Here is a 21,452-nt window from a genome sequence, read left to right as displayed (position 1 = left end):
CTCCTGCATGCAGCGTCGCCGATCCACCGTGAATGCTCAGTGCAGCGCGCTGTCGGCGCGCGGCACCTGCACCTTGCGCACCGCAGCCACCAGCTGGGCCACCGAGTACGGCTTGGCCACATGCTCCTGGAAGCCCGAGGCCAGCGCGCGCCGACGGTCATCCGCACGCGCCAGCGCGGTCACGGCCACCGCCGGCAGGGTCGCCGCATCCACGCCCATGTCTTCGCGCAGGGTGCGCACCAACCCATAACCGTCCATACCCGGCATGCCGATGTCGGTCAGCATCACGTGGTACTGCAGGTGGCCGGCATCGGCCAGCAGCGCCAACGCTTCGCCGGCCGAACTGGCAGCTGACACCGTCGCGCCCTGCTCTTCCAGCATGCGCCGCAGGTACTCCAGCACTTCCGGCTGGTCTTCCACGGCCAGTACGTGCATGCCCCGCAGCGGATAGGGCTCGACGACCACCGGCTCCAGAATCGGCCCGCTGATCACCTCGCGCAGCGGCCGCCGCTCGGCATCGGGCAGATGCTGCGGCAGGCGTACGGTGAACGTGGCACCGTGGCCATGGCCTTCGCTGGCCGCAGTGACCGTGCCGCCGTGAAGCTCGACCAGCTGCTGCACGATCGCCAGGCCCAGGCCGAGCCCACCATGGCGGCGGGTGGTGGTGCCGTCGGCCTGCCGGAAGCGGCTGAACAGATGATTGAGGAACTCCGGAGCAATACCATCACCGGTATCGCGCACGGTGATCTCCCAGTGCTTGCCGTCGGCCCGCAGCTGCATCTCGATGCGGCCCTCGGCCGGCGTGAACTTGATGGCGTTCGACAACAGGTTCCAGAACACCTGCTGCAACCGCGTCGCATCCCCCAGCACCAGGCTGGGCTGCTCAGGCAGCCGCAACTGCACGTCCAGTGCCTTACCCTCGGCCACCAGCTCCTGCGCGCCGATCGCCTCGCCCAGCAGTTCGCGCAGGTCCAGTACTTCCACTTCCAGCTGCACCTTGCCCAGCAGCATGCTGCTGAGGTCGAGCATGTCCGAGATCAGCCGCTTCTGTGCACCGGCGCTGTTGGCGATCACGCCCAGCCCCTTGTACAGCGGGCTGGTGTTGTCGACACGCTGCAGCAAAAGCTCGCTCCAGCCAAGGATGGTGGTCAGCGGCGTGCGCAGTTCGTGCGACAGGGTCGCCAGGAATTCATCCTTCAGGCGCGCCATGTTCTCGGCGGCACTGCGTGCGGCGCGCTCGGACTGCAGCAGCTCTTCACGGGCCAGTTCGATCTCGCGGCGCTCGGTCACGTCCGGACTGCTGCCGGCCAGGCCGATGAATCGACCCATCCGCGAGAATCGCGGACGCGCGTTCATTTCCAGCCATCGCCACTGTCCGTCCGCACGCCGTGCGCGGACGAGGGCATGCATGGAGCGTTGCGCCTTCAACGCTTCCTGCAGTTCGTACTCGAACACCGACGCATCATCCGGATGCACCAGGCCGCGCCAGACATCCTCCGGCACACGCGTCTCGTCGCCACCAAAGAACTCACTGAAGGCGCTGTTGACGAAGCGCGCATGTCCGCGCTCATCCAGCACCCAGACCGGCATCGGCAGGCCATCGGCCAACGCGCTGAACCGGGCCTCGCTCTCGCCCAGCTCCAGCTCCATCTGCTTGCGTGCGGTGATGTCGAAGAACAGGATGCCGACCTTGTCCTCGCCGGGGCGGCCCACACGGACCGCGTCCACCGCGAACGAGCGCCCCAGCGCCCGTGCTTCCATCTCGAACTGCGCCGGCCGTCCGCTGCGCGCCACCTCGCCGTAGATGCGGTACCAGTCGCTCTCGTGGTTCGGTTCCAGTGCGCTCATGCACTTGCCGCGGGCGTCCTTGAGACCGGTGTGGCGCTCGAAAGCGTCATTCACCTCAAGGAAGCGGTAATCCACTGCGCGATCGGCGTCGAACATGACCTGGATCACACAAAAGCCGGCGTTGATGCGTTCAAGCACACCGCGATGCAGGTCGGGTTCGGGCGCCGGAACCATCAAGGGCGGGCGCTCCGCGAGGGGCGGCAGTGTGGACAAGGGCGTCTGGGGCGTACCGGATGGAGGCACAGCATCTTCCAAAGGACGTATTCACAGCGTCAAGCGCCGTCAGTCATGGTTGACGACCATGAATTGGCGACAACCGCCGACGCTGTTGACGCATTCGGCCATTGCTGGGCCCCGCCGGCAGGATCACACTCGATGCGAGATCAACATCCGCCCCCATTCCGGGGACGCAGGAGACCGCCATGAACCGCTCTCTGTCCGCCACCCTGCTGCTGGCCGCGGCCCTTACCGCGGGTGCTGCGAACGCCGCGCCGCGCACCGTCACCAGCCCGGATGCGCCGCGCACGCTGCAGGCCGACGGCCCGGTCAACGTGCAGTGGAACGATCCGGCGACATTCACCGAGATCCGCCAGAGCCACAACCGCTTCGAGGCCGAACGCGGCGACTGGGTGCAGCAGCTGGCGCGCTACCTGCAGACCAGCGCCGCCAAGCCGCTGCAGGCCGGGCAGACGTTGGACATCACCCTGGTCGACATCAAGCGCGCGGGCGACTACGAACCGTGGCATGGCCCGCGCGCCAATGACATACGCGTGATGCGCGACATCTATCCGCCGCGCATCACCCTGCAGTACACGCTGAAGGACGCCAGCGGCCGCATCGTCGACGAGGGCGAGGCCAAGCTGACCGATACCGGCTACCTGCACACCCTCGGGCTGCGCAGCGACAGCGATCCGCTGCGCTACGAGAAGCGGCTGATCGATGACTGGGTGAAGCGGCAGTTGACCGCCCAGGCCACCGCCGCGCGTTGACCGGCACCCGCCGGGCATGGCCCGGCGCTACCTGTGCATTTCCGACACCCGCCGGGCATGGCGCTTTGGACATCCGGTAGCGCCCGGCCACCCCCGCCGGCGCCTAAATCCCCGTAGACGCGGGCGCCCCGCTTGCCCGCGCACGGCAGCTCGTAGGCCCTCACCCCCCAACGTGGCGCCAGTTCCGAAAGCGTCGGGGCCTGCCCCCACAGTTCCACCACACTGCCAACGCCGGCCTGTGCATGTGCGGTCAGGTCCACCGTCAGCATGTCCATCGAAACCCGACCGATCAGCACGCCAGGCTGGCCGTCGATCAATACCGGGGTGCCGTTCGGCGCGAACTGGGGATAGCCGTCGGCATAGCCCAGGGCCACCACGCCCACGCGTGTACGCGCCTTGGCCACGAAGCGCGCGCCATATCCCACCGGCTCACCGGCTTCGATCCAGCGCTCGGCAATCACCTTGGACTGCATGGTCATCACCGGGCGCAGCCGCGCGGTCAGATCCGTGTCGTCCGGCATCGGGTTGGCGCCGTACAGCATGAGCCCCGTGCGCACCCAGTCGCTGCGCACGTCGGGCCACCCCAGCAGGGCCGGCGAATTGCACACGCTGGTCTCACCCTGCAGGCCCTCGATTGCACGTGCGAAGGTGGCGGCCTGCTCGTGGGTACGTTCGCTGTCCAGTTCATCGGCACGCGCCAGATGGGTCATCAGCACGATCCGCTCCACCTGCGGCATCGCCTGCAGGCGCGCGTGTGCGGCGCGGAAGGTCTCCACGTCCAGACCCAGGCGATGCATGCCGCTGTCCAGCTTCAGCCAGACCGTCAACGGATGCGGGCTGTCGAAGGCAGCCAGCGCTTCCAGCTGCCACGGCGAGCCGACCGAGAACCACAGCGAATGCTCGGCCACCAGCGCCATCTCGCTGGCTTCGAAAATGCCTTCCAACAGCAGGATGGGCGCGCGGATACCGGCCTTGCGCAGCTCCAGCGCCTCTTCGATGGTCGCCACCCCGAAGCCGTCGGCCTCGTCTTCCAGGGCCTGCGCGCAGCGCACGGCGCCATGGCCATAGGCATCAGCCTTGATGATCGCCAGCGCCTTGCCGCCCCCCAGCTCGCGGGCGAGCCGGTAGTTGCTGCGCAGCGCGTGCAGATCGATCAGCGCGCGGGCAGGACGCATGTGCGGCTCTCGTGTTGCGGGGCATGGCCGAACTGGCCGTAGCGGAAGATGTCCAGGCCTTCAGTGCTGATCTGTGGCTGGCGTGCACTCATCAGGTCGGCCAGGTAGCGACCTGAACCACACGCCATGGTCCAGCCCAGGGTGCCGTGACCGGTGTTGAGATACAGGTTGCGGAAGGGCGTGGCGCCGATCACCGGCGTGCCATCCGGCGTGGCCGGGCGCAGGCCGGTCCAGAACTGCGCGCGCGACAGGTCCCCGCCCTTCGGGTAAAGGTCACGAACCACCAGCTCCAGGGTCTCGCGGCGACGCGGTGACAGCGACAGGTCGAAACCGGCCACCTCGGCCATGCCACCGACACGGATGCGGTTGTCGAAGCGGGTTACAGCAACCTTGTAGCTCTCATCGAGGATGGTCGAGGTCGGCGCCATGGCCGGATCGGTGATCGGCAGGGTCAACGAATACCCCTTCAGCGGGTACACCGGCAGGCGCATGCCCAGCGGCGCGACCAGCGCCGGCGAGTAACTGCCCAGCGCGACCACATAGCGGTCGGCAGTCTCCAGCTTGCCGGCGATGCGCACGCCGGTGATGCGCTCTCCATCCGACTCGATGGCGCTGATGTCCTGGTCGAAGCGGAACTCGACACCGGCATCGGTGCACATCTGCGCGAGGCGGCGGGTGAACAGCTGGCAGTCGCCGGTCTGGTCACGCGGCAGGCGCAGCGCACCGACCAGGCCATCAACGTGCGCCAGCGCCGGTTCCGCGGCGATGATGCCGGCGCGATCCAGCACTTCGTACGGCACGCCATAGCGGGCCAGGATCTCGATGTCCTGTGCCGAGGCATCCAGCTGCTGCTGGGTGCGGAACAGCTGGGTGGTACCCAGGTCGCGCCCCTCGAACTCGATGCCGATCTGCGCGCGCAGCTCGTTCAGGCAATCGCGGCTGTACTCGGACATGCGCACCATGCGCGCCTTGTTGATCGCATAGCGCTCGTGGGTGCAGTTGCGCAGCATCTGCCACAGCCAGCGGTACTGGGCCAGATCCATGCCGGGACGGATCGCCAGCGGTGCATGCTTCTCGAACAGCCAGCCGATCGCCTTCTTCGGCACGCCGGGCGCGGCCCAGGGCGAGGTGTAGCCGAATGACAGCTGGCCGGCATTGGCGAAACTGGTCTCCAGCGCGGGGCCGGGCTGGCGGTCGACGACCGTGACATCAAACCCGGCCTGTCGCAGGTACCAAGCACTGGTGGTGCCGATCACGCCGCTGCCGAGAACTAGGACTCGCATGGAAATTCTCCAACCCGATCATTCCCTGCGTTTGAGCACGACAGGGCCATAATCGGGGAAGTATATTCTTCCATTCATAGGCGATTTGCCTGTTTTTCACGCTGTGGGCAAGATGTTTCCCCGTGATTCACTTCCCCAGGTTGACGCCCATGGCCGCCCGCCCCCGCGAACTGGACAAGATCGACCGCAGGATCCTGCGCATCCTCCAGGCCGAAGGCCGCATTTCCTTTACCGAGCTGGGCGAGCGCGTGGGCCTGTCGACCACCCCGTGCACCGAGCGCGTGCGCCGGCTGGAGCGCGAGGGCGTGATCACCGGCTATCACGCTCACCTGGATCCCACGGCGCTGAAAGCCAGCCTGCTGGTGTTCGTGGAGATCAGCCTGGCCTACAAGTCCGGCGACATCTTCGAGGAGTTCCGGCGTGCGGCGCTGAAGCTGCCGAACGTGCTCGAGTGCCATCTGGTGTCCGGCGACTTCGACTACCTGCTGAAGGCGCGGATCAGCGAGATGGCCTCCTACCGCAAACTGCTGGGCAGCACCCTGTTGACCCTGCCGCACGTGCGCGAATCGAAGAGCTACATCGTCATGGAAGAGGTCAAGGAGACGCTCAGCCTGCCGATTCCGGAATGAAGGGCCAGAGCCCGCGCTGCGGGTTCCGGCCCTGTTCCAGGGGCGTCAGCGCTGCTGCGGGTGCTTCATCGAGCCCTGCTGCTGACGTGTCTCCTGCTGTTTGCCGCCCTTCTGCGGCCGCTGCGGGTCCATCTGCTGCTGTTGCTGCTGCTGTTGCTGCTGTTGCTGCTGCGGTTTATGGCTCTGCGCTTCCTTGCCGGGATGACGGTTCTGCGGATTCTTCATGATCGCGATCCAAAGGACGAAGGACACGCGACGGCGGGATGCCGGCGCAGGGCCACGGTGGTCCTGCGGCGGTTAATCACAGGCGAAAAAGCCGTGAGCGGCAGCAGTGTGTTTTCAGGCGTTCAGCCGGCGCGGTCACCACCCGCCGCGGGCGGTGGCGGACTGCCCTATGGCTTGACCTGCTGGCCACTGCCGGCCGGCACACTGTCGTAGTAGCGGCCGGTACGGGAGTCGAACACACGGTTCGGGCCGACCGGCTTGACGCCGGGAACGATGCGCCCGTTGCGGTCATAGACCTTGTCCGGCAGCTTCGGCGCCGGCGTCGGCACCACCTGCGCCGGGCCGGTGGACTTGATCGGCTGCGTCGGCTGCGGTGACGGCAGGACCTGCGGCTGCGGTCTTGCCGGCTGTGGGGGCGGCGTCACCGGCGCTGGCGCCACGGTGGTGGTGCTGCGGGTGGTGGTCGGCGATGTGGTGGGCCCCTGGGCCTGTGCCGACAGGGGCAGCAGAGCCGACAGCACCCAGACGGAAAGGGTCTTCATGGCACGCTCCAGCAGGAATCCTCCCCACCATGCGCCCGCGCCCGTGTGCCGCCCATGAACGCAGCTCACACTTGCAAGACGGCGGTCACACCCCCACGTCTGCAGGCATCCCCAGGCCATCGACCCCACGGAGAGCCAGCATGAGTGCCTTCGACCTGACGCCCCCTACCGCCTCCCAGACCGACACCCTGGTCGCCGGCCTCAGCAGCGAAGAACGCCGCGTGCTGCTGCAGCACGGCACCGAAGCACCGTTCTGTGGCGTGTTCCTGGACAACAAGCGTGAGGGTGTCTACTGCTGCCGGCTGTGTGGGCTGCCCCTGTTCCGCTCCAGCACCAAGTTCGATTCCGGCACCGGTTGGCCGAGCTTCTTCGCCCCCTACGACGCGGCACACGTGCGTGAGATCCGCGATACCAGCCACGGCATGATCCGCACCGAGATCACCTGCGCCCGCTGTGGCAGCCACCTCGGCCACGTGTTCCCGGACGGGCCGCCGCCCACCCATGAGCGCCACTGCCTGAACTCCGTCTCACTTTCGTTTGCCGGCAACGGCGAGGCCTGGCCCAACCCGTTGCAGCGTGGCGGTGCGGAAAGCGGCGTGGCGGGCTGAAACACCCCCGCCGACCGGTTTCACAGAATTCCCTCTTCAGAAATCCGCAGGGTGGGCCGACAAGGAGATATCCCCCCTCCCTGCGTTGCCCCATGCTCATCATCGTTGGATTCCTGGTCGTCATCATCAGCGTGATCGGGGGCTACCTCGGTGCCCACGGCCGCCTGGGGGCTCTCTGGCAGCCCTACGAACTGGTCATCATCGGCGGTGCCGCGCTGGGTGCGTTCCTGGTCGGCACCCCGGCCAAGACGGTCAAGCAGACGCTGCAGGCCATCGTCGGCGTGTTCAAGGGCCCGCGCTACAAGCAGCAGGACTACATCGACGTCCTCAGCCTGCTCTACGAACTGCTCAACAAGGCGCGCCGGGAAGGCTTCATGGCGCTGGAGGACCACGTCGAACGCCCGGCCGAGAGCGCCGTGTTCGGCAACTATCCGAAGGTGCAGGCCGACCACCACCTGATCGATTTCATCACCGACTGCCTGCGCCTGATGATCGGCAGCAACATCGAGCCGCATGAACTGGAGCCGCTGCTCGAACTGGAGCTGGAAAAGCACCACGCCGAAGCGATGGCCCCGTCGCAGGTGCTGACCAAGGTGGCCGACGGATTGCCCGGTTTCGGCATCGTCGCGGCGGTGCTGGGCATCGTCATCACCATGGGCTCGATCGGCGGCGACATCGTCGAGGTCGGCGGCCATGTCGCCGGTGCGCTGGTCGGCACCTTCCTGGGCATCCTGCTCGGTTACGGGTTCGTCGGCCCGATGGCAGCGGCGATGGAAGCACGTGCCGAGCAGGACAGCCGCATCTACGAATCGGTGAAGACCGCACTGCTGGCCTGCCTGCGCGGTTACAACCCGAAGATCGCGCTGGAATTCGCCCGCAAGACGTTGCCGTCGAACGTGCGCCCGGCCTTCTCCGATTTCGAGCAGCACCTGAAGACGGTCAAGTAAGCCATGGCCGAGAGCAAACCCACCGTCATCGTCCGCAAGGTCAGGAAGGCCGGCCATGCCGCCCACCATGGCGGCTCGTGGAAGGTGGCCTATGCCGACTTCGTGACCGCGATGATGGCCTTCTTCCTGGTGCTGTGGCTGATGGCCACCACCAGCAAGAACGATCGTGCGGCCATTTCCGAGTATTTCCGCAACCCCAGCCCGCTCAGTGGCCAGAGCGCCACGCCGGCCCCGGGCATGGCCGGGCCGGGCGGTGCCAGCACGTCGATGATCAAGCTCGGCGGCGCCACCGACATCTCGCGTGGCAGCAGCAACGATCCCTTCCAGAACCAGCAGGAAGCCGTGCCGCACCCGGTGGACCAGCAGCAGCGCGACAAGCAGCAGCTGGAACAGCTGATGAAGGAACTGCAGGAAGCGATCAGCCGCAGCCAGGCGCTGGAGCCGTTCAAGGACCAGCTGCTGCTGGACCTGACCCCGGAAGGCCTGCGCATCCAGATCGTGGACAAGCAGAACCGGCCCATGTTCGACCTCGGCAGTGCCACGCTCAAGCCGTACACGCAGCAGATCCTGCATGAGCTGGCCGAGTACCTGAACCACGTGCCGAACCGGATCAGCCTGACCGGCCACACCGACATCACCGCCTACACCGCCGCCCGCGGCTACGGCAACTGGGAACTGAGCGCCGACCGCGCCAATGCGGCCCGCCGCGCCCTGATCGATGGCGGACTGGAGGACAGCAAGATCACCCGCGTGGTCGGCCTGTCCTCCTCGGTGCTGTTCGACCGGGCAGACCCGCAGAACCCGATCAACCGCCGCATCAGCATCGTGGTGATGACCCGCGCCGCCGAGCAGGCCGCGCTGGCCGGCGCCGGTCCACAGGTGGGTCTGTCGGCGCCGGTCATCGACGCGGACGTACAGGCGGCGCAGGGTGAGGCAAAGTAGACGGTGGGTGCGGACCTTGGTCCGCACATCCGGGAAAACATGCGGACCAAGGTCCGCACCCACCAGGGGCATGGCCCGGCGCACCCGGTACAATGGGGGTCTTTCCGTTTTCAGGTGACACCCCCGATGTCCAAGTCTTCCAAGGCCAAGCGCGACCAGCGCAAGAAGCAGCAGGCCAAGCGCCCGTTCCTCCGTCTGAACGCCCAGCAGCAGGTGCAGAACCACGCCGTGCTGACCAGCGAGGACGGCCAGGTGGTCGCCGCCATCGGCCTGCAGGGTCGCGAGTGGCTGCTGGCCATCGGCGGTCAGACCATGGGCAATGCCGAGAACCCGGTGCCGATGCTGGCCATGCTCAAGCACCTGGCCAACGTGCAGGAGAAGGAAGGCCGCAAGGTCAGCCTGGAGTATTCCGAACTGCTGCAGAAGCTGCTGGATACCCTGGCCGCCGAAGCGGGCCAGACCGCCGACGAGTACCTGGACGCGCTGGTCGCCGAGTTCGAAGGCGTGGAAGCAGAGGGCGAGACCGCTGAAGGCGATGTGGCCGAAGAAGCCAGCGCTGCCGAAGGTACCGCTGACGCCGAGGCTGCTCCGGCCGCCGACGCCGACGCCGACGGCAAGCCGCAGGCCTGATCCGGCCGCGGCGGTGACGGTCTACGTCGATGACGCAGTGCATGCCTGGCGCGACCAGCGCTGGGCGCATCTGATGGCCGACACCCTGGCCGAGCTGCACGCCATGGCGGCGCAGCTCGGCATCCCCCGCCGGGCCTTCCAGAACAAGGCCAGCGGCGCGCACTACGACGTCACCACCGAGCTGCGCGCACAGGCGATCGCACTGGGTGCCGTGGCGATTTCACGGCACACGGACCGCGCACAGGTGAAAGCGGTGATCGCCAACGCGCGGGCGCAGTACCGGCCGTAGGCCGCAGCGCCCCCGCCGGGCATGGCCCGGCGAACCGGGATGACGCTCAGAACGGGTCGCTGCCCAGGCGGATTTCCACGTTCAGCAGCGAGCACAGCGCCAGCATGGCGTCGTCGTCACGGGTCAGTGCCATCCAGCCGGTGAAACCCGCGCTGCCGGCATCCACGCTCCACAACGTGTAGTTGTGCTCGCGCAGGCGGTCGAAGGCGGTGGACATCAGCTGCACGCCATCCAGGTCTTCGGTGAAATCCTCATCGTCCAGGTCGCCGCCCCAGTCAAGCTGCAGGTTGAAGCGCGCGGACAGCTCGTTCACCGCCGATATCAGCGTTTCCAGGTCATCCCGCTCCACCTCGAAGCCGGATTGCCAACCGATCGCGGACAGCAGTGGCGGCAGCCAATCGGCGTCTGCCTCCAGCGGTTCGCCGGCTTCGGCCAGCAGCTCGCGCCAGCGGTTGAACTGCTGCAGCGCCAGCTCCTCGTCGCCCGGGTTGATCAGTACCAGCAGGTTCCAGACCCGCGCTTCGAAGCCATCCTCATCGAAATCATGGACGTCCTCCTCGAAGTCGAAGTAGTCGCTGTTGTCGGGCATGGCGGGAACTCCTCGGGGCAGGCCGGCATTCTACGGTTTATCCTGTATCGCTGAAGCCGGCCTTGGTGGCCGTCACTGTGAATGATGCGATGAGCGATACCCCTCCCGACCACCTGGCGATCAATCCGGCCAGCCCCTTCCATGATGCGCAGGCGCTGGAGCGCGGCGTCGGCGTGCGCTTCAACGACGTCGAGCGCGACAACGTCGAGGAATACTCGGTCAGCGAAGGCTGGATCCGCGTGCAGGCCGGCAAGGCCCGTGACCGTCGCGGCAACCCGATGACGATCAAGGTCAAAGGCAAGGTCGAGGCCTACTTCCTCGACCAGAAGCCGGCCTGACGGAGCCCGGGGTCAGATCCCTTTCCGCGGGAAAGGGATCCGACCCCGATGCACAGGGCCGGTCACTCGCGCTTGCGCGACTCCAGCAGATCCAGGTTGCGGATCAGGCGCCTCGAGATCTCGTCGGAGATCACTCCGCGCCGGGTGAGGCGGAACAGTTCCTCGCGCTCGGCAGTGAGGCCGGCGCTGCGCAACTGGCGATAGCCCTCCTCCATCCGCTTCACCTTCTCCGGATCCACGTCCGGGTTCTCGCGATCCAGGTGCCGCTGATACAGCAGGCTGACCCGCGAGGCCGCGTCGTTGTACAACTGCACGTTCTCGGTGTTCTGGTTCAGCACCAGCTGCTGCCGCTTGCGCTCCACCCCGGCCAGCGCCGCCTTCGAGGACAACCGGCGGGCCAGATCCTCTTCCTTGCGCTCACCGGAGTCGGCCGGCAACTGCAGGCCCTTCAGCAGCTGCGGCAGCGCCACGCTGGCGCCGACCAGCGAGAACAGGATCACCGCTGCAGCCAGGAAGATCACCAGGTCGCGTGCGGGGAACGGGCTGCCATCGGGCAGGAACAGTGGCAGCGTCAGCACGCCGGCCAGGGTGATCGCACCGCGCACGCCTGCCACCGAGGTGGCCACCACGATGCGCCAGTTCGGCGCCTCGCCCCGCTCCAGGCCACGCCGACGCGCACGCAGCAGGTTCCAGCGCAGTGACAGCCACACCCACAGCAGGCGCAGGGCGATCAGGCTGGCATTGATCACCAGCACGTACACCAGCAGCCACCACGCGCTCTGGTGACCGGTCTCGTTCATCGTGGTGGTTGCACGCTCGACGATGCCCGGCAACTGCTCGCCCAGCAGCACGAACATGATGCCGTTGAAGCTGAACTGCAGCATATTCCACACGCCCGCGCGCTGCACGCGCATGCTGCCGGAAACACGGCCGGTCATTTCCACGTAGCTCATCGAGATGCCGGCCGCGACCGCCGCGAGGATGCCCGAGGCATTGATCTCTTCGGCCAGCAGGTAGGCCGCGAACGGGATCAGCAGGTTGACCAGCATCGCCGCACCCGGCTCTTCACCGAAACGGCGCCACAACCAACGCTGGAAGGTCGACACGCCCAGCGTCACCGCCACGCCCACCGCCAGGCCCGCCACCGCCACCCACAGGAAGGTCAGCGAAGCGGTGGCCAGCGAGAAGGTACCGGTCATCACCGCCGCCACCGCGAAGCGGAAGCAGACCAGACCGGAGGCGTCGTTGAGCAGTGATTCGCCCTCGAGGATGTGCATCAGCCGCTTGGGAATGGGGGCCTTGGAGGCGATCGCTCCAACGGCCACCGGATCGGTCGGCGAAACAATCGCCGCCAGCGCGAAGCACACCGCCAGCGGCATCACCGGGATCATCCAGTGGATCAGCAGGCCGGCGCCGATGACGGTGAACACCACCAGGCCGAACGCCAGCTCGAGAATCGCGCCCTTGTCGCGGAACAGGCCCTGCTTGGGGATGCGCCAGCCGTCAAGGAACAGCAGGGGCGGCAGGAACAGCAGGAAGAACACTTCCGGCTCCAGCGCATGGCCGCGGTTGAACACGCCGGCAATGACCGCGCCCAGACCGATCTGCACCAGTGGCAGCGGCAGTGAGAACGGCAGGACGCGGACGAGGTATCCGCTGGCGACGACCGCCACCAGCATCGCCAGCACGACTTCAATGGTATGCATGCTTCTTCCAGGAAGCGGCGCGCGGGGGGGGCATGAAGCCAGCGCCGGAAACCCGGAAAAAACTACCACAGGCGACCACGGCTGCGACAACCGCGGCGACGCTGCGTCAGCACAGGCTCATGCCCCGTCGAAGCGGTAGATGTCCATCGCCAGGAAGCCGCCATCGACGCCGGCATCGATGCGACGTGCGCCGAAGCGGTGGTCACCGGCCGCACCCATCGCGAAGAACAGCGGCAACAGGTGTTCATCGGTGGGATGGGCGCGTTCGGCGAACGGTGCCTGCCGGCGGTAGTCCAACAGCGCCGGGCGGTCATCGGCCGCCAGCCGCTGCTCCACCCACTCGATGAACGGCCGCACATAGGGCGCTTCCTTGCCGTCCTGGTAGTCGCCCCAGTCGTGCAGGTTGTGGGTGATGCTGCCCGAGCCGACCAGCAGCACGCCCTGTTCGCGCAGAGGTGCCAGCGCGCGGCCCAGCGCAAACTGGTGCGCAGGCCCCAGCAAGGGCTGGATCGATACCGGCACCACGGGAATGTCGGCCTGCGGACGCAGCAGGCGCAGCGGCACCCAGGCGCCGTGGTCGAGACCACGCTGGGTATCGATGGCCACCGGCAGGCCTGCCGCGGCGATGCGCCCGGCAATGTCTTCGGCCAGCGCCGGATCGCCCGGTGCCGGGTACTGCAGTTCAAACAGCGCGCGCGGGAAGCCGCCGAAGTCATGGACGGTCGGCGGTTGTGGGTGGGCGCCGACCAACGGCTGCCGCCCCAGCCAGTGGGCCGAGGCGATGACGATGGCGCGCGGCGTGGGCAGGTCGCGGGCCAGTTCGGCCAGGCGCACGCCCACCTCGCCCGGCTGCAGCGCAGTCATCGGGGAGCCGTGCGAGATGTACAGCGAAGGCAGGCGGGACATGGAATTCTCCGTTTGCAGTATCAGCCAGCGCTCAACGCGAACGCAGGGTCCAGCGACCGTCACCGACCAGGAACAGCACCACCAGCGCCAGCGCCCAGAAGGCCGGGTACTCCCAGCCACCGCCAGCATTGGCAAAGCCGAAGCCGTTCGCGCCGTGCACGGTGACGATGGTGCCCAGCAACAGGGGCACGCCGGCCAGCCCGAACCAGCGCGCGTAGACACCGAGCAGCAGGGCTGCGGAAATCACCAGTTCTGCCGCGAGGGTGAGGTAACCCAGCACACCCGGCAAACCGAGCGACTCGAAGAACGCCGCGGTACCGGCCGGGGTGAACACCAGCAGCTTGGTCAACGCGTGGACCAGGAACAGGACGCCCAGGGCCAGGCGCAGCAGCGTCGCGCCATAGGGCGCCAGGGGCGGAGCGGAAGCAACAGAGGTCGTCATGGCGGGGCCTCGAAGGGAAGAAGCACAGCTTATTGCGCCGACCCATGCCAATAAATACGATGATTCGACCGTATTTATTTCATAAGGCGCAACAATGGACACTCTGGACGCCATGCGTGTGTTCGTGGCCGTGGTCGAGCGCAACGGCTTCAGTGCGGCCGCCCAGGCACTGGATCTGTCCACCGCCGGCGTCACCCGGCAGGTTGCGGCGCTGGAGAAGCGCCTGTCGACGCGGCTGCTCCACCGCACCACCCGCCGGGTCAGCCCCACCAGTGCCGGCGCCGCGTACTACGCGCAGTGCGTGCGCCTGCTGGCGGAGTTCGACGCACTGGAGGCCAGCATCGGCGCACAGGCACTGGAACCGTCCGGCCTGCTGCGCATCAATGCGCCGGTCAGCTGGGGCATCGCCCGTCTCGGCCCGCTGCTGGCCGGCTTCCGCGAGCGGTTCCCGCAGGTGGAACTGGACCTGGCCCTGTCCGACCGCCTGGTGGACATGGTCGAAGAAGGCTACGACGTGGCCATCCGCATCACCCGCGAGCCCGGGCCCACGTTGATCGCGCGTCGCCTGGGCGAATCGCGGATCAGCCTGTGCGCGGCCCCCTCCTACCTGGCTGCGCACGGCACGCCGGCCACGCCGCAGGCACTGCAGGATCACGCATGCCTGGGCTACAGCTACTGGGCCGGCGGCGACCAGTGGCCACTGCACGGCCCCGGAGGCGACGTCCAGGTCACGGTGAACAGCGTGCTGCGCGCCAACAACGGCGACGTGCTGCGCGAGGCGGCCATTGCTGGCATGGGCGTGATCCTGCAACCGGATTTCCTGCTCCAGGAGGCGCTGGCCGACGGCCGCCTGGTGCGCATCCTGCCGGACTGGGAAGCGGCGCCGATCGGCATCTTCGCCGTCTACACCAGTCGCAGCCACCTGGCGCCGAAGGTACGCAGCTTCATCGATTACCTGGTGGAGGCCGGGATCTGACCGCGCCACCGGACAACACCCGTGACACGCGGGCGCAAGGCCGTGCCCGGCGAGCCGCAACATGGGCTAGACAGCGACCTCGTCCAGCATGCCGATGATCCGCTCCAGAGGGGCCGGACGTCCCAGCAGGTAGCCCTGCACCTGGTCGCAACCGTGCGCGGCCAGCCAGTCGAGCTGCCCCGGCGTTTCCACGCCCTCGGCAATGATGGTCAGGCCCATGCTGTGGCCCAGCGACAGCAGCGCCCTGCAGATCGATGCGTTGCGCGGATTGGTCTCCACGTCGGCGACGAAGCTGCGGTCGATCTTGAGGATGTCCAGCGGCAGGTGCTGCAGGTAGGACATGCTGGAGTAGCCGGTACCGAAATCATCCAGCGACACGCAGATGCCCTGCTCGTGCAGGCGCTGCATGGTCTGCATCGCCTGCGCCGGCTTGCGCATCAGGCTGCTCTCGGTCAGCTCCACATGCAGCGCGCCGCGGGCCAGGCCGAAGTCCTGCTGGGCACGGGTGAACTCGGCCACCAGGTCGCTGTTGAAGAACTGCACGGCCGACACGTTCACCGCGATCGGCAGATCGCCCCAACCCGCCTCCACCAGGCGCCGCTGCGCCTGGGCCGCCGCACGGATCACCCAGCGCCCCAGGGCCAGGATCAGACCGGTGTCCTCGCACAGCTGGATGAACTCGTTGGGAGGAATGAAGCTGCCATCGGCCTGCGGCCAGCGCAGCAATGCCTCCAGTGCCGCCGGACTGCCGTCGCTGGCGTGCCGGATCGGCTGGAAGTACAGCTGGAACTCGCTGTCGATCGCCGCATGGATGCGCCCGGCCAGGCGCAGGCGATCAGCCAGGCGCGTGGTCACCGCAGCGTCGAACCAGGCCACCACATCCCCTTCGGCGCGCGCGGCGTGCGCCGCCTGTGCCGCCATGCCGATCACCTGCTCGGCGCTGTGGCCATCATCTGCCGTGTGAACCGCCACGCCGATGCGCGGCTCGAACTGGTGCAGCGAATCCTTGCCACGCATTGGTGCCGACACGATCTGCAGCAGATCGTCGAGTACGCGCCGGGTGTCATGCGCGGCGCCGATGGCGAACACGAAATCTTCCGCCGGCTGGAAGGCCAGCGCGCCGTAACGTGCCGCCAGCACAGCCAGGCGCGAGGCCATCGACTGCAGCACCGCATCGCCGATCTCCCGGCCCAGCGTGTCGGCCACCAGCTGCAGGCCACGCAGCTGCACGAAGGCGATGGTATAGCCCTCCGCCTGGGCATCCAGCTGCTCGGTCAGCGCGCGCACGTTGAGCAGCCCGGTCGCCGGGTTGTGCCGCGCCTGGTAAGCCAGGTCGCGCTCATAGGCCATCCGCTCGCTGACATCCTCGGCCAGTACCAGGCAGGCCGGCTGGCCATCGAAATCCAGCCGGGACAAATGCGCGCGCACTTCGAACACACTGCCATCCTTGCGCCGGTGCAGGCGCACGGCAGCATCGGGAAGGTCGCCCACGCGTGCCCGCGCGATGGCTCCCTTGACCTCGTCCCACCCTTCCCGCGGCCGGATGTCGAGGATGCTCATGGTGAGGAATTCCTCACGGCTGTAGCCGTACTGCCGCACGGCCGCATCGTTGACCTCGATGAAGCGCAGCGTGTCCGGATCGAACACCCAGAACGGCGCAGGATTGCGGTCGAACAGCAGGCGGAAGCGCCGTTCGACCTGGTTCATCTGTTCACGGGCCTGATACCGCTCGCTGAGATCGGTGAGCGCGCCGATCATGCGCCGCTGGCGATCGGCCACCGGCACGCGCTGGCCCCGCGCGCCGACCCAGCGCACCGCACCCCCCGGCAGCACCAGGCGGAATACCTCATCCATCACCGCGTTGCCGGCAAATGCCTGGTCAAACGCCTTCTGCAGCCGTGCGGCATCATCGCGGTGCACCCGGGCAAAGAAATCGGCCACCGGCAGCGCGTCGGTCTGTACGCCGAAGATCTCGCGTGCCAGCGGTGACCAGCGCAGCAGTGCAGCGTCCTCATCGACATACCAGGTGCAGACCCGCCCGACCTGATGGGCCAGCCGCAGTTCCGCATTGCCGGCCTGCAGTTCCTCGGCCATCGATTGCTGCCGGCGGATCGTTCGCCGGACGGCGAACAACAGCACCAGCAGCACGGCCACATAGACCAGCACGATGGCCACCGATGCCTGCAGGTAGGGCCACCACGGCGCCAGCACGTCCTTTTCGGCCAGGCCCACCTGCACCGCCAGCGGGTTGCGTTCCAGCGTACTGATGGTGGTGATGCGCGGCACGCCGTCGACCACGCCGGGCATGTTCCCCAGTTCGATCACCGCCTGCCTGCCGAGCAGATCGCGCCCGGGCAGCTCGTAGCGGTGTCCGACCGTGCCATGCGGATCGGGCACGCGCGCCAACATGTAGCCTTCGGCATCACTGATCGACACCAGGCCGTTCGGGCCCACGTCCAGCCCGCCGATGATGCGCTGCAGTTCGCCGCAGCGCAGGCGCGCCAGCAGCCAGCGGTCGTCGTCCAGCGGCAGCGCCAGCGGCACCACCCAGCCATCATCGCTGCCCCGCTGCGGCGGCCCGATGTACAGCGCACTGCCAGGGCCGCGCCGTTGCGGATCGGTCCACAGGGGCAGCTGCAGGTCGCCCTGGCCCGCGGTCAGCGCACGTCCGTAGCTGTCGAGCACCACGATGCTGTGCAGCTCGGCGTGCCGTTGCAGCACGCCGGCCACGGCCGCATCGAGCAGCCGCGGTGCCTGTGCCGGCACGCTCCGGAACAGCTCGGCGGCGTCGGCGGAAATGCCGCCCATCGCCCGCTCCAGATTGCGCAGCTGCAATGCCAGCAGGCGCTCGCTGCCGACCGCCAGTGCCCGGCTCTGCCGCTGCGCCGCTTCCAACCGCCGATGGTGGTCATTGACCAGCATCATCGCCAGACCGGCCACCAGCAGCACGCCCAGCACCACCCCGCCCCAGGTGATGGCGCGCAGTGGCCGGGCCAACGCGCGTTTCAGCGCGGGCATCGGTGGGTGTTCCCTGTCCAGTCGGCTGGCTTCATGCGCGAACGATTCCTCCACATCCCCGACCTCAGCGGCCGGCGACTGCCATTCTTGACCGCCGGGCCCGCCACGCCGGATCACCGCCCTGCGTCCGCGCAGGGGTCCGGCATGCAGCATGCACCACGGCGGTGACGGCGTGAAGATCGCCGCACCGCGTTCAGCCAGATCGTGCACAGCCTTGCGCCACAACGGTGCGACCCATCGCATCGGAGCGGATTAGACTTGGCGTTTTCCCGCCGCAAGAGAAGTCCATGTCCAAGCTGCGCCGTCCCACCCTGGCACTGGCCATTGCTGCCAGCCTGTCCCTGGCCGCCTGCGACCGCGCCGCCGATCCGGCGGCCAGTACCGCCGCGCCGGCCGCATCCGCCCCCGCAGCCGCCAAGCCGATGCTGGGCAGCTTCGGCTTCGATGCCAGCGGCATGGATCGCAGCATCGCCGCCGGCGACGATTTCTTCGGCTTCGCCAATGGCACCTGGGTGAAGAACACCCAGATCCCCGCCGACCGCTCGCGCTTCGGCAGCTTCAACGTCATCGCGGAGAAGACCCAGGCCGACACCCGCGCCATCCTCGAAGGCGCTGCCGGCAATGCCCAGGCCAGCGGCGAGGACAAGCTGATCGGCGATTACTACGCCGCCTTCATGGATGAGGCCGGCATCGAGCAGCGCGGTATCGCGCCGGTGCAGCCGCAGCTGAAGGCGATCTATGCGATCACTGACAAGGCCGGCCTGGCCCGCGCGCTGGGCGGCGACATGCGCGCCGATGTCGACCTGCTCAATGCCACCAACTTCTACACCGACCGCCTGTTCGGCCTGTGGGTCTCGGTCGATCTGCTGCAGCCGGACCGCACCGCGCCCTATCTGGTGCAGGGCGGACTTGGCATGCCCGACCGCGACTTCTATCTGGGCGACGGCCGCATGGCCGAACTGCGCAAGCAGTACCAGGCCTATATCGCGCAGCTCCTGCAGCTGGCCGGCAGCGCCGACCCGGCCGGCAAGGCGCAGCGCATCGTTGCGCTGGAAACGAAGATCGCGCAGGCGCACGCCACCCAGGAAGAAACCAACGACGTGACCAAGGGTGCCAACCCCTGGACCCAGGCTGACTTCAACGCCAAGGCCCCGGGCATGGACTGGACCGCCTTCCTCGATGCCGCTGCACTGGGCAAGCAGCAGGACTTCATCGTCTGGCAGCCCAGGGCGGTGGCCGGGCTGTCCAGGCTGGTGGCCACCGAGCCGCTGGAGGTCTGGAAGGATTACCTGACCTTCCATGCGCTGGATCGCGCCGCGGCGTACCTGCCGAAGAAGTTCGCCGATGCCCGCTTCGCCTTCCACGGCACCGCGCTGAGCGGCACGCCGCAGCAGAGCGATCGCTGGAAGCGCGCGGTGGATGATGCCAACCACGCCGTCGGTGAGGCCATCGGCAAGCGCTATGTCGAGAAGCACTTCGACGCCAGGACCAAGGAGCGCGCGGACGAAATGGCGAAGAACATCATCGCCGCGTTCGCCAGGCGCATCGACGCGCTGTCGTGGATGTCGCCGCAGACCAAGGCCAGCGCCAAGGCAAAGGTGGCCGGCCTGACCGTGGGCATGGGGTATCCGGAAAAATGGCGCGATTACAGCGGTCTGGAAATCCGCCGCGACGACCCGCTGGGCAATGCACAGCGGGCCGAGCTGTTCGAGTATCAGCGCAACATCGCCAAGCTGGGCAAGCCGGTCGACCACGGTGAGTGGGCGATGCTGCCGCAGACCATCAACGCGATGAACGTGCCGCTGGAGAACCGCCTGGTGTTCCCGGCCGCGATCCTGCAGCCGCCGTTCTTCGATGGGGCCGCCGATGATGCGGTGAACTACGGTGCGATCGGTGCGGTGATCGGCCATGAGATCAGCCACGGGTTCGACAATGCCGGCGCGCTGTTCGACGAGACCGGCAAGCTGCACAACTGGTGGACCGCCGAGGACCTGAAGCAGTTCAACGCCGCCGGCGACGCGCTCGCGGCCCAGTTCAGCAGTTACGAGCCGTTCCCCGGCGTGCACGTCAACGGCAAGCTGACGCTGGGCGAGAACATCGCCGACGTCGCCGGTCTGGGAACGGCGTACGACGCCTACCAGCTGTCGCTGCAGGGCAAGCCGGGCCAGACCCTGGAAGGCTTCACCCCGGACCAGCGCTTCTTCCTCGGCTTCGCCCAGGCATGGCGCAGCAAGAGCCGCGAGCAGGCGCTGCGCAATTCGCTGCTGACCGACGTGCACGCGCCGGGCCAGTTCCGCGCGCTCACCGTGCGCAACATCGACGCCTGGTACCCGGCGTTCGAGGTGAAGGAGGGCCAGAAGCTGTACCTGGCCCCCGACAAGCGGGTCAAAGTCTGGTGAGATGAGGGAAACGGGCGCCGCGAGGCGCCCGTTTTCATCCGCACCGGGCCTGGCAGGCTGCGCGGTCGGTGCCGATTCAGGCCGAAGACGAGGCCGATTGCCGGGATCCCTGCTCATCCCCGGTTTCATGTGCGCCCGCAGCACGTTTCACCCTGCGACATCCTGTCGCAGGGTGCGGGCACTGTGCTGCATCGCACAAAACTTCACCCGGCCGGACAAGACCCTTACGCCGCTTGGCGTTCCGCCCATTGCACCGCTCGCTGGAAGTGCTAGAACTGAACCCGCCACACCGTCCAACGCTGATCGACGCACGTTCCACAAGGAGCCAGCCATGATTGCTTTGTTCAAGGGTTTGGGAATTCTGCTTCGCGACAACGAGCTCTACAGCAGCCCGTTCGACAAACAGGTCGCGCACTGGCGCAATCTCAGCGAGCAGCAGATCCGCGATGAAGTGGCGGTGCTGGCCCAGGCCAAGTGCCAGTGGCTGATCGCCTCCATCATCGGCTGGCAGGCGGCGTCGCTGGTGATTCTGGGCCTGATCGCCAACTACCTGTGGCGTGACGACTTCCATATCACCTTCACCCGCGTGGTGATCGTGTTCGGCTCATGGGTCTCGATCCTGTTCGTGATCTGGTTCATGGCCAACATGTTCGACCAGCAGGCCGGCTTCGAGCGCTGGATGAAAGCCTTCAACAGCCGGGCCCGCATCAGTTCCAAGGCCGACAGCGTCGAGCATGTGGCCGAGGCGCTGGACCTGGCCGAGCACTACCCGGAAGTGCTGGACTACAAGCAGGCGGTCACCGCCAGGCGCGAGCTGCGCCATGAGGACATCCGCATCATGACCGAGATCGGACGGATGAAGCAGCACTCCGAACTGGTCGGGCGGCTGAACCATGTAGGCGAAACCGAACACCATCACGAACTGACGCTGCAGCCTGCCTACTGACCCTTGCGGAAAACGGGGGGGTCCA

20 protein-coding genes and 1 pseudogene are annotated in these 21,452 nt (G+C 67.3%); 11 read left to right on the top strand and 10 right to left on the bottom strand.

Going from position 1 to position 21,452, the window contains the following annotated elements; all coding sequences use genetic code 11:
- Nucleotides 1-36: 36 nt before the first annotated feature.
- Nucleotides 37-2,022, bottom strand: coding sequence for a hybrid sensor histidine kinase/response regulator (locus ACVOMM_RS03110; RefSeq protein WP_065175384.1), 1,986 nt, complete (start codon nt 2,020-2,022; stop codon nt 37-39).
- 248 nt (nt 2,023-2,270) lie between these two features.
- On the opposite strand from ACVOMM_RS03110, the gene ACVOMM_RS03105 reads away from it, so the two are divergent.
- The gene (locus ACVOMM_RS03105; protein WP_481525871.1) at nt 2,271-2,837 is read left to right on the top strand and encodes a DUF3016 domain-containing protein; all 567 of its coding nucleotides are present in this window, start codon (nt 2,271-2,273) and stop codon (nt 2,835-2,837) included.
- 113 nt (nt 2,838-2,950) lie between these two features.
- On the opposite strand, the pseudogene alr reads toward ACVOMM_RS03105, so the two are convergent.
- Nucleotides 2,951-4,012 (bottom strand): annotated as a pseudogene (alr, locus tag ACVOMM_RS03100) (alanine racemase); the annotation flags it as partial.
- Nucleotides 3,991-5,295, bottom strand: coding sequence for a D-amino acid dehydrogenase (locus ACVOMM_RS03095; protein WP_053518245.1), 1,305 nt, complete (start codon nt 5,293-5,295; stop codon nt 3,991-3,993). The gene ACVOMM_RS03095 and the pseudogene alr, both read right to left, overlap by 22 nt.
- Before the next feature lie 149 nt (nt 5,296-5,444).
- Here ACVOMM_RS03095 and ACVOMM_RS03090 point away from each other — a divergent pair, with 149 nt between their 5' ends.
- Nucleotides 5,445-5,924 (top strand): winged helix-turn-helix transcriptional regulator, encoded by a 480-nt coding sequence (locus tag ACVOMM_RS03090; protein ID WP_053518243.1) that lies wholly within the window; start codon nt 5,445-5,447, stop codon nt 5,922-5,924.
- 45 nt (nt 5,925-5,969) lie between these two features.
- Here the strand turns inward: ACVOMM_RS03090 and ACVOMM_RS03085 are convergent, their stop codons facing one another.
- Nucleotides 5,970-6,176: a lana protein gene (locus ACVOMM_RS03085; RefSeq protein ID WP_481525870.1), complete on the bottom strand. Its 207-nt coding sequence runs from the start codon at nt 6,174-6,176 to the stop codon at nt 5,970-5,972.
- A gap of 140 nt (nt 6,177-6,316) precedes the next feature.
- Nucleotides 6,317-6,691 (bottom strand): classical arabinogalactan protein 4, encoded by a 375-nt coding sequence (locus ACVOMM_RS03080; RefSeq protein ID WP_481525869.1) that lies wholly within the window; start codon nt 6,689-6,691, stop codon nt 6,317-6,319.
- A 140-nt stretch (nt 6,692-6,831) separates the two neighbouring features.
- On the opposite strand from ACVOMM_RS03080, the gene msrB reads away from it, so the two are divergent.
- From msrB to ACVOMM_RS03055, 5 genes are all read left to right on the top strand, one after another.
- A complete protein-coding gene (msrB, locus tag ACVOMM_RS03075; RefSeq protein WP_053518238.1) occupies nt 6,832-7,299 on the top strand; it encodes a peptide-methionine (R)-S-oxide reductase MsrB in 468 nt (155 codons plus the stop codon).
- A gap of 92 nt (nt 7,300-7,391) precedes the next feature.
- The gene (gene motA, locus ACVOMM_RS03070; RefSeq protein ID WP_053518236.1) at nt 7,392-8,246 is read left to right on the top strand and encodes a flagellar motor stator protein MotA; all 855 of its coding nucleotides are present in this window, start codon (nt 7,392-7,394) and stop codon (nt 8,244-8,246) included.
- A gap of 3 nt (nt 8,247-8,249) precedes the next feature.
- A complete protein-coding gene (motB, locus tag ACVOMM_RS03065) occupies nt 8,250-9,188 on the top strand; it encodes a flagellar motor protein MotB (RefSeq protein WP_053518234.1) in 939 nt (312 codons plus the stop codon).
- 126 nt (nt 9,189-9,314) lie between these two features.
- Entirely contained in the window at nt 9,315-9,818 is a 504-nt protein-coding gene (locus ACVOMM_RS03060) for a hypothetical protein (protein ID WP_065175386.1), read from the top strand.
- Between the two features lie 13 nt (nt 9,819-9,831).
- Nucleotides 9,832-10,107: a DUF4031 domain-containing protein gene (locus tag ACVOMM_RS03055; protein WP_111186594.1), complete on the top strand. Its 276-nt coding sequence runs from the start codon at nt 9,832-9,834 to the stop codon at nt 10,105-10,107.
- 46 nt (nt 10,108-10,153) lie between these two features.
- Here ACVOMM_RS03055 and ACVOMM_RS03050 read toward each other — a convergent pair whose 3' ends face one another.
- Nucleotides 10,154-10,696 carry a DUF6630 family protein gene (locus tag ACVOMM_RS03050; protein WP_053520273.1) on the bottom strand — a complete coding sequence of 181 codons (543 nt, stop codon included), beginning with the start codon at nt 10,694-10,696 and terminating at the stop codon, nt 10,154-10,156.
- Between the two features lie 89 nt (nt 10,697-10,785).
- Between ACVOMM_RS03050 and ACVOMM_RS03045 the strand changes: the two genes are divergently transcribed.
- The gene (locus ACVOMM_RS03045; RefSeq protein ID WP_053520274.1) at nt 10,786-11,034 is read left to right on the top strand and encodes a DUF3297 family protein; all 249 of its coding nucleotides are present in this window, start codon (nt 10,786-10,788) and stop codon (nt 11,032-11,034) included.
- Nucleotides 11,035-11,096: 62 nt separating this feature from the next.
- Here the strand turns inward: ACVOMM_RS03045 and ACVOMM_RS03040 are convergent, their stop codons facing one another.
- From ACVOMM_RS03040 to ACVOMM_RS03030, 3 genes are all read right to left on the bottom strand, one after another.
- Entirely contained in the window at nt 11,097-12,740 is a 1,644-nt protein-coding gene (locus ACVOMM_RS03040) for a Na+/H+ antiporter (protein WP_053520275.1), read from the bottom strand.
- Nucleotides 12,741-12,857: 117 nt separating this feature from the next.
- The gene (locus tag ACVOMM_RS03035) at nt 12,858-13,646 is read right to left on the bottom strand and encodes a dioxygenase family protein (RefSeq protein WP_481525868.1); all 789 of its coding nucleotides are present in this window, start codon (nt 13,644-13,646) and stop codon (nt 12,858-12,860) included.
- 31 nt (nt 13,647-13,677) lie between these two features.
- Entirely contained in the window at nt 13,678-14,088 is a 411-nt protein-coding gene (locus ACVOMM_RS03030; RefSeq protein WP_164151003.1) for a DoxX family protein, read from the bottom strand.
- Nucleotides 14,089-14,182: 94 nt separating this feature from the next.
- Here ACVOMM_RS03030 and ACVOMM_RS03025 point away from each other — a divergent pair, with 94 nt between their 5' ends.
- Entirely contained in the window at nt 14,183-15,064 is an 882-nt protein-coding gene (locus tag ACVOMM_RS03025) for a LysR family transcriptional regulator (RefSeq protein WP_065182533.1), read from the top strand.
- 66 nt (nt 15,065-15,130) lie between these two features.
- Here ACVOMM_RS03025 and ACVOMM_RS03020 read toward each other — a convergent pair whose 3' ends face one another.
- The gene (locus tag ACVOMM_RS03020) at nt 15,131-18,082 is read right to left on the bottom strand and encodes a bifunctional diguanylate cyclase/phosphodiesterase (protein WP_231108686.1); all 2,952 of its coding nucleotides are present in this window, start codon (nt 18,080-18,082) and stop codon (nt 15,131-15,133) included.
- Nucleotides 18,083-18,369: 287 nt separating this feature from the next.
- Here ACVOMM_RS03020 and ACVOMM_RS03015 point away from each other — a divergent pair, with 287 nt between their 5' ends.
- Both ACVOMM_RS03015 and ACVOMM_RS03010 read left to right on the top strand, forming a co-directional pair.
- A complete protein-coding gene (locus ACVOMM_RS03015; RefSeq protein ID WP_481525867.1) occupies nt 18,370-20,481 on the top strand; it encodes a M13 family metallopeptidase in 2,112 nt (703 codons plus the stop codon).
- A 331-nt stretch (nt 20,482-20,812) separates the two neighbouring features.
- Entirely contained in the window at nt 20,813-21,427 is a 615-nt protein-coding gene (locus tag ACVOMM_RS03010) for a hypothetical protein (RefSeq protein ID WP_053518857.1), read from the top strand.
- Nucleotides 21,428-21,452 lie beyond the last annotated feature (25 nt).

It is taken from the genome of Stenotrophomonas sp. STEN009, from assembly GCF_056760395.1.
Note: the sequence above shows the minus strand (reverse complement) of the source record. Positions and strands in the feature narration are given on the sequence as shown.

Bases quoted from the DNA above. Each gene is read 5' to 3' on its own strand.
- ACVOMM_RS03025 (WP_065182533.1), top strand. From the start codon at position 14,183: ATGGACACTCTGGACGCCATGCGTGTGTTCGTGGCCGTGGTCGAGCGC.
- ACVOMM_RS03105 (WP_481525871.1), top strand. From the start codon at position 2,271: ATGAACCGCTCTCTGTCCGCCACCCTGCTGCTGGCCGCGGCCCTTACC.
- ACVOMM_RS03095 (WP_053518245.1), bottom strand. From the start codon at position 5,295: ATGCGAGTCCTAGTTCTCGGCAGCGGCGTGATCGGCACCACCAGTGCT.
- ACVOMM_RS03050 (WP_053520273.1), bottom strand. From the start codon at position 10,696: ATGCCCGACAACAGCGACTACTTCGACTTCGAGGAGGACGTCCATGAT.
- ACVOMM_RS03040 (WP_053520275.1), bottom strand. From the start codon at position 12,740: ATGCATACCATTGAAGTCGTGCTGGCGATGCTGGTGGCGGTCGTCGCC.
- ACVOMM_RS03060 (WP_065175386.1), top strand. From the start codon at position 9,315: ATGTCCAAGTCTTCCAAGGCCAAGCGCGACCAGCGCAAGAAGCAGCAG.
- ACVOMM_RS03020 (WP_231108686.1), bottom strand. From the start codon at position 18,082: ATGCCCGCGCTGAAACGCGCGTTGGCCCGGCCACTGCGCGCCATCACC.
- motB (WP_053518234.1), top strand. From the start codon at position 8,250: ATGGCCGAGAGCAAACCCACCGTCATCGTCCGCAAGGTCAGGAAGGCC.
- ACVOMM_RS03035 (WP_481525868.1), bottom strand. From the start codon at position 13,646: ATGTCCCGCCTGCCTTCGCTGTACATCTCGCACGGCTCCCCGATGACT.
- ACVOMM_RS03030 (WP_164151003.1), bottom strand. From the start codon at position 14,088: ATGACGACCTCTGTTGCTTCCGCTCCGCCCCTGGCGCCCTATGGCGCG.
- ACVOMM_RS03090 (WP_053518243.1), top strand. From the start codon at position 5,445: ATGGCCGCCCGCCCCCGCGAACTGGACAAGATCGACCGCAGGATCCTG.
- ACVOMM_RS03080 (WP_481525869.1), bottom strand. From the start codon at position 6,691: ATGAAGACCCTTTCCGTCTGGGTGCTGTCGGCTCTGCTGCCCCTGTCG.
- ACVOMM_RS03110 (WP_065175384.1), bottom strand. From the start codon at position 2,022: ATGGTTCCGGCGCCCGAACCCGACCTGCATCGCGGTGTGCTTGAACGC.
- msrB (WP_053518238.1), top strand. From the start codon at position 6,832: ATGAGTGCCTTCGACCTGACGCCCCCTACCGCCTCCCAGACCGACACC.
- motA (WP_053518236.1), top strand. From the start codon at position 7,392: ATGCTCATCATCGTTGGATTCCTGGTCGTCATCATCAGCGTGATCGGG.
- ACVOMM_RS03015 (WP_481525867.1), top strand. From the start codon at position 18,370: ATGTCCAAGCTGCGCCGTCCCACCCTGGCACTGGCCATTGCTGCCAGC.
- ACVOMM_RS03045 (WP_053520274.1), top strand. From the start codon at position 10,786: ATGAGCGATACCCCTCCCGACCACCTGGCGATCAATCCGGCCAGCCCC.
- ACVOMM_RS03010 (WP_053518857.1), top strand. From the start codon at position 20,813: ATGATTGCTTTGTTCAAGGGTTTGGGAATTCTGCTTCGCGACAACGAG.